The organism is Mycobacterium sp. UM_11, assembly GCF_001414075.1.
Classification (GTDB): domain Bacteria; phylum Actinomycetota; class Actinomycetes; order Mycobacteriales; family Mycobacteriaceae; genus Mycobacterium.
The window spans coordinates 1-6661 of record NZ_LATC01000162.1 but is presented as its reverse complement, the minus strand read 5'-3'; the positions used below and the strand labels follow the sequence as shown (position 1 = coordinate 6661).

Here is a 6661-nt window from a genome sequence, read left to right as displayed (position 1 = left end):
CAGATGTGTATAAGAGACAGGTCTGCCCCGGCCGCGGGTCGCCGACGTTGAGCACCGCACCGCCACCGGTCAGCACCGCGCAGCCCAGCAGCGCGGCGACTTCGGGCGGCACGTCGGGCGGCACCGGCACCACGCTGGCCCGGTTGACCACCGCGTGCGTCGCGAAACCCGAAACGCCGAGGTGGTGGTAGACCCGGTGGCCGGCCTGGCTGAGCCGGATGTCCCCGCCGAGCAGCGTCCCGGCGCCGTTGGCCGCGCTGCCCCGTTCGCACGGCGTCAGGCCCCCGGTCGCGCAGGCGGCGCAATGGCCGCACCGCGGCAGGAACACCAACACCACCCGCTGACCGATGGCGAGGTCGGAGACACCGTCGCCGACCTGCTCGACGATCCCGGCCGCCTCGTGGCCGAGCAGCATCGGCACCGGGCGCACCCGGTTGCCGTCGACCACCGACAAGTCCGAGTGGCACACGCCGGCCGCCTCGATGCGGACCATCACCTCGCCGCTGCCCGGCGGGTCCAGCTCGAGATCGACGACGCGGATGGGCCGGGACTCGGCGTACGGGCGGGCCAGACCGATCCGGTCCAGCACGGCACCCCGAATCCGAACCATGCTGGAATACAACCATGGTTCGCCAACCGCGTGCCTCGCCGGCTCCGGTGGTACCGCCGGCGCCGGACGGGCTCACCAGCGACGACTTCCCGGTCATCTGGCCGGTCGGAACCCGGTGGGCCGACAACGACATGTTCGGCCACCTCAACAACGCCGTGTACTACCAGTTGTTCGACACCGCCATCAACGCCTGGATCAACACCAGCACCAGGCTGGACCCGCTCACCACGCCCGCGCTGGGCATTGTCGCCGAGTCGGGCTGCCGGTACTTCTCCGAGCTGCATTTCCCGGAGGACCTCGCGGTGGGCCTGGCGGTGACCCGGCTGGGTCGCAGCAGCGTGACCTACCGGCTCGGCGTGGTCCGGTCGGCCCAGGGCGGGCGGGCCCAGCCCATCACCGCGCTGGGCCACTGGGTGCACGTCTACGTCGACCGGACCAGTCGCAAGCCGGTCGAGATTCCGGACGCCATCCGCTCGTTGTTGTCGACGGCGCGGGTGGACCGGTAATCCCGAGATCGCCGGCGGCACCGGGGCTTTCGCGCGAAATCGCCGTGCCACCCGCGCTCTGGGGGGCGCGTCGAGCGCCCGGCTATGCTTCGCCAATGCCCGTTATGAGCAAGACCGTCGAGGTCAACGCCGACGCCGCCTCGATCATGGCGATCGTCGCCGACTTCGAGGCCTACCCGCAGTGGAACGAGGAGATCAAGGGCCTCTGGGTGCTCGCCCGCTACGACGACGGGCGCCCGAGCCAGCTGCGGCTCGACACCGACTACCAGGGCATGCAGAGCATGTTCATCCAGGCCGTGTACTACCCGGGGGAGAACCAGATCCAGACCGTCCTGCAGCAGGGCGACCTGTTCACCAAGCAGGAGCAGCTGTTCAGCGTGGTGGAGATGGGCAACTCGAGCCTGCTGACCGTGGACTTAGACGTGGAGACCTCGATGCCGGTTCCCGCGCCGATGGTCAAGCAGCTCGTCGGCAACGTGCTGGACCACCTCGCCGAAGCCCTGAAGCGGCGCGCCGAGCAGCTCGCCTCCGGTTAGCGGCTTCAGTCGAAGATTCCGGTGCGGTCGCGCAGCTCGGTCAGCCGGGTCGCCGCGTCGGTGAACTGCCACACGGTGTGCTCGATCACCGCGGCGGCGTCGCGCCGGCGCAGCGCGGCGATCAGCTGTCGGTGATTGTCGACGGCGGCCGCGCCCCACTGTTCGTCGGCGGCGTACACCAGCACCGGCATGTAACGGGCGGCGTTGAGCAGGAACCAGGCCAGCTTGATCCGCCCGCTCGCCTGGTTGAAGACCCGATGGAACGCGAACTCGATGCCCGCGATCGTCTCGGCGTCGCCGGACCCCACCGCCGCGGCGAGCGCCTCGTTGATGCGCTCGAGCTCGGCGATCTCGGCGTCGGTGATGTGATCGGTGGCCGCGGCCGCCAGCTCCTTGGCGATGGTGGCCTGCAGCCAGAAGATGTCCTCGATGTCCTGGCGCGTCAGCGGCAGCACCACGTGACCCCGGTGCGGTTCGAGCTGCACCATCCCCTCGCCGCGCAGCTTCAGCAGCGCTTCGCGCACCGGCGTGACGCTCACGCCGAGCCCGGCCGCGGTCTCGTCGAGGCGAATGAACGTTCCCGGCCGCAACGCCCCGGACATGATCGCCGCTCGAAGGTGGCCCGCGACCTCATCGGACAGCTGTGCCCGGCGCAGTGGCCGTCGCCTCCTCAGTCGCGTGGATATCGGTGCGTTCACGGGGGCTGCCAGGGCTTTCGGGGCGTCGCGGAGGTTGGTTTGAAACTTCGGTCGGGGCTTGTCAGCTGGGCGTTAAGGCCATAATGTGACCCAGACAACACCATGTTTTATCAAATATCAACCTGGCGCAAGCGGTGCGCGAGTGAAGGGAAAGGCTTGAGTTGACCGCGCAATTAGCGAGCCATCTGGCGCAGGCGACCGAGCAGCCGTATCTGGCCCGGCGCCAGAACTGGGTGAACCAGCTCGAACGGCATGCCCTCATGCAGCCGGGCGCGGCAGCACTGCGTTTCCTGGGGAAGACCACGACGTGGGGTGAATTGCAGGGCCGGGTTTCGGCGCTGGCCGATGCGCTGAGCCGTCGGGGAGTCGGCTTCGGCGATCGGGTCATGGTGCTGATGCTCAACCGTCCCGAGTTCATGGAGTCGGTGCTGGCGATCAACGCGCTCGGCGCCATCGCGGTCCCGCTCAACTTCCGGCTCACCGCCGCCGAAATCGCGTTCCTGGTCCAAGACTGCGAAGCCCGCGTGCTCATCACCGAATCGGTGCTCGCCCCGGTGGCCACCGGGGTTCGCGACGTCGAGCCACTGCTGGAAACGATCGTGGTGGCCGGCGGCGCGGGCGACGACAGCGTGCTCGGCTACGACGACCTGATCGACGAGACCGGCCGCGCGCACGAGCCCGTCGACGTCCCGAACGATTCGCCCGCGCTGATCATGTACACCTCGGGCACCACCGGCCGCCCCAAGGGCGCCGTACTGACCCACACCAACCTGACCGGTCAGACCATGACGGGCCTGTACACCAACGGCGCCGACATCAACAGCGACGTCGGCTTCGTCGGCGTCCCGTTCTTTCACATCGCCGGCATCGGCAACATGCTGACGTCGTTGCTGCTCGGCATCCCCACGGTGATCTACCCGCTGGGCGCGTTCGAGCCGGGGCAGCTGCTCGACGTGCTGGCCGAGGAGAAGGTCACCGGCATCTTTCTGGTCCCCGCGCAGTGGCAGGCGGTGTGCGCCGAGCAACAGGCGCGTCCGCGCGACCTGAGGTTGCGGGTGATGTCGTGGGGGGCCGCACCGGCGCCCGACGCGCTGCTGCGCGAGATGTCGGCGGTCTTCCCCGGGACCCAGATCCTCGCGGCGTTCGGCCAGACCGAGATGTCGCCGGTCACCTGCATGCTGCTGGGTGAAGACGCGATCCGCAAACGTGGCTCGGTGGGCAAGGTGATTCCGACCGTTGCCGCCCGCGTGGTCGACGAGAACATGAACGACGTACCGATCGGCGAGGTGGGCGAAATCGTCTACCGCGCACCGACTTTGATGAGCGGGTACTGGAACAACCCGGAGGCCACGGCGGAGGCGTTCGCGGGGGGTTGGTTCCACTCCGGAGACCTCGTCCGGATGGACGAGGAGGGCTACGTCTGGGTGGTGGATCGCAAGAAGGACATGATCATCTCGGGCGGCGAGAACATCTATTGCGCCGAGGTGGAAAACGTTCTGGCCGGCCATCCCAACATCGTCGAGGTCGCGGTCATCGGACGGGCCCACGAGAAGTGGGGTGAGGTGCCGATCGCGGTCGCGGCCATCGCCGGCGATCAGCTACTCCTGGACGAATTGGACGAATTCCTCACCGAGCGGTTGGCCCGCTACAAGCATCCCAAGGCGCTCGAGATCGTCGATGCCCTGCCGCGCAATCCGGCCGGCAAGGTGCTCAAGACTGAGCTACGGATCCGTTACGGAAGCGCAAATATGGACGAGAACCGTTCTAGGGCAACATGATTCATGAGGCGAGAGGAAGGCTGACGGAAACTGTAACGTTTGCCCGCTGTTGGCGAAGGGTTAATTGTGCAGATGCAGTTCACACGTGCAAGGCCATCGGGTACATTCCTGTGGTCTCCGTTACTACTTGTCAGTAGGGAGCCGATGGTCACACACGTTGGGTTGGGGCGAGGCGGGGGCATCCCCAGTCGCGTTGCGGCGAGGGGGCGAGGCTTGCTACACGATCTGCCGGGGCGCCGACAGGCGCGCGGTACCAGCTGGAGGGGGCAGCGGTGACGTCAACGTCGACCGGTCGGCAGGGCCCCTACCTCGTCAATTACCTGCGCGACCAGCTGGACACCCCCCTGACGCTCATCGGGGGATTCTTCCGGATGTGCGTGCTGACCGGGCGGGCGCTGTTCCGCTGGCCGTTCCAGTGGCGCGAATTCGTCCTGCAGTGCTGGTTCATCATGCGGGTGGCGTTCCTGCCGACCATCATGGTTTCGATTCCGCTGACCGTGCTGCTGATCTTCACCCTCAACGTGCTGCTCGCCCAGTTCGGCGCCGCCGACCTGTCCGGCGCGGGCGCGGCGATCGGCGCCGTCACCCAGCTCGGCCCGCTGACCACGGTGCTGGTGGTCGCCGGCGCCGGCTCGACGGCGATCTGCGCGGACCTCGGCGCACGCACCATCCGCGAGGAGATCGACGCCATGGAGGTGCTCGGCATCGACCCGATCCACCGGCTGGTGGTTCCCCGGGTGGTCGCCGCGACCCTGGTGGCCACGCTGCTCAATGGCCTGGTGATCACCGTGGGCCTGGTCGGCGGCTACCTGTTCGGCGTCTACCTGCAAAACGTCTCGGGTGGTGCGTACCTGGCCACGCTGACCACGATCACCGGCCTCCCCGAGGTGGTCATCGCGACCGTCAAGGCCGCGACCTTCGGCCTGATCGCCGGGCTGGTCGGCTGCTACCGCGGGCTTACCGTGCGCGGCGGTTCGAAGGGCCTGGGCACCGCGGTCAACGAGACCGTCGTGCTCTGCGTCGTCGCGTTGTACGCGGTCAACGTGGTGCTGACCACCATCGGTGTGCGATTCGGAACGGGCCACTGACATGTCGACCGCTGCCGTCTTGCGTGCCCGCTTCCCGCGGGCGGCCGAAAACCTCAACCGCTACGGCGGCGCCGCCGCCCGTGGGCTCGACGACGTCGGGCAGATGGCCTGGTTCGGGGTGGTGGCCCTGGGCCACGTTCCGCACGCGCTACGCAACTACCGCAAGGAGACCCTGCGGCTGATCGCCCAGATCGGCATGGGCACGGGCGCCATGGCCGTCATCGGTGGCACCGTCGCGATCGTCGGCTTCGTGACGCTGTCGGGTAGCTCGCTCGTCGCCATCCAGGGCTTCGCGTCGCTGGGCAACATCGGCGTCGAGGCGTTCACCGGCTTCTTCGCCGCGCTGATCAACGTGCGGATCGCCGCCCCGGTTGTCACGGGCATCGCGATGGCCGCCACCGTCGGGGCCGGCGCCACGGCGGAGCTGGGTGCCATGCGCATCAGCGAAGAGATCGACGCCCTGGAAGTCATGGGCATCAAGTCGATCTCGTTCCTGGCGACCACCCGGATCATGGCCGGCCTGGTCGTCATCATCCCGCTCTACGCGCTGGCGATGATCATGTCGTTCCTGTCCCCGCAGATCACCACCACGGTGCTCTACGGGCAGTCCAACGGAACCTACGAGCACTACTTCCGGACGTTCCTGCGTCCCGACGACGTGTTCTGGTCGTTCCTCGAGGCCATCATCATCACGGCGGTCGTGATGATCACCCACTGCTTCTACGGATACAACGCCGGCGGTGGACCCGTCGGCGTCGGAGAGGCCGTCGGCCGATCGATGCGTTTCTCGCTGGTGTCGGTGCAGGTCGTCGTTCTGGCCGCCGCGTTGGCGCTCTACGGCGTCAACCCAAACTTCGCGTTGACGGTGTAGCCATGTCATCCCCAGTGAAGGTCAACAAACCCCGGAACCCGCCGTACAAGCTGGCCGGCGCCGCCGCGTTGATCATCGCCCTGGTGGCGTTGGTCCTGGTCTACGGGCAGTTCCGCGGCAACTTCACGCCCAAGACCAAGCTGACCATGCTGGCGTCGCGGGCGGGCCTGGTGATGGATCCGGGCTCGAAGGTCACCTACAACGGCGTGGAGATCGGCCGGGTGGGCGACATCTCCGAGACCGTGCGCGACGGCAAGCCCGCCGCGAAATTCACGTTGGAGGTGTATCCCCGGTATCTCAATCTGATCCCGTCCAACGTGAACGCCGACATCAAGGCGACCACGGTGTTCGGCGGCAAGTACGTGTCTTTGACGACGCCGAAGAACCCGTCGCCGCAAAAGCTCAACCCGCACACCGTGATCGACGCGCGCACGGTGACCACGGAGATCAACACGCTGTTCCAGACCGTCACCTCGATCGCGGAGAAGGTGGACCCGGTCAAGCTGAACCTGACGCTGAGCGCGGCCGCCCAGGCGCTGACCGGGCTGGGCGACAGGTTCGGCCAGTCGGTGGT

General features: G+C 67.5%; 8 protein-coding genes. 6 read left to right on the top strand and 2 right to left on the bottom strand.

What is annotated here, in order from left to right; genetic code table 11:
- The coding region (locus tag WU80_RS23685; protein WP_156371844.1) for an alcohol dehydrogenase catalytic domain-containing protein at positions 1-610 on the bottom strand (610 nt) is incomplete at its 3' end.
- Positions 611-624: 14 nt separating this feature from the next.
- Here WU80_RS23685 and WU80_RS23680 point away from each other — a divergent pair.
- A complete protein-coding gene (locus WU80_RS23680) occupies positions 625-1116 on the top strand; it encodes a thioesterase family protein (protein ID WP_055405534.1) in 492 nt (163 codons plus the stop codon).
- Between the two features lie 95 nt (positions 1117-1211).
- Positions 1212-1652, top strand: coding sequence for an SRPBCC family protein (locus tag WU80_RS23675; RefSeq protein WP_055405533.1), 441 nt, complete (start codon positions 1212-1214; stop codon positions 1650-1652).
- 5 nt (positions 1653-1657) lie between these two features.
- On the opposite strand, the gene WU80_RS23670 is transcribed toward WU80_RS23675, so the two are convergent.
- Complete coding sequence (locus WU80_RS23670; RefSeq protein WP_082460009.1) at positions 1658-2350, bottom strand: GntR family transcriptional regulator; 693 nt, start codon at positions 2348-2350, stop codon at positions 1658-1660.
- A 161-nt stretch (positions 2351-2511) separates the two neighbouring features.
- On the opposite strand from WU80_RS23670, the gene fadD5 reads away from it, so the two are divergent.
- The 4 genes from fadD5 to WU80_RS23650 all read left to right on the top strand — a co-directional run.
- Entirely contained in the window at positions 2512-4128 is a 1617-nt protein-coding gene (gene fadD5, locus WU80_RS23665) for a fatty-acid--CoA ligase FadD5 (RefSeq protein WP_055405532.1), read from the top strand.
- Positions 4129-4400: 272 nt separating this feature from the next.
- Complete coding sequence (locus WU80_RS23660; RefSeq protein ID WP_055405531.1) at positions 4401-5216, top strand: ABC transporter permease; 816 nt, start codon at positions 4401-4403, stop codon at positions 5214-5216.
- Between the two features lies 1 nt (position 5217).
- A complete protein-coding gene (locus WU80_RS23655) occupies positions 5218-6087 on the top strand; it encodes an ABC transporter permease (RefSeq protein WP_055405530.1) in 870 nt (289 codons plus the stop codon).
- Positions 6088-6089: 2 nt separating this feature from the next.
- The coding region (locus WU80_RS23650) for an MCE family protein (protein WP_156349736.1) at positions 6090-6661 on the top strand (572 nt) is incomplete at its 3' end.

What these genes read in the sequence shown, in the direction of transcription:
- WU80_RS23680 (WP_055405534.1), top strand. Translation starts at nt 625, where the DNA reads ATGGTTCGCCAACCGCGTGCCTCGCCGGCTCCGGTGGTACCGCCGGCG.
- WU80_RS23675 (WP_055405533.1), top strand. Translation starts at nt 1,212, where the DNA reads ATGCCCGTTATGAGCAAGACCGTCGAGGTCAACGCCGACGCCGCCTCG.
- WU80_RS23655 (WP_055405530.1), top strand. Translation starts at nt 5,218, where the DNA reads ATGTCGACCGCTGCCGTCTTGCGTGCCCGCTTCCCGCGGGCGGCCGAA.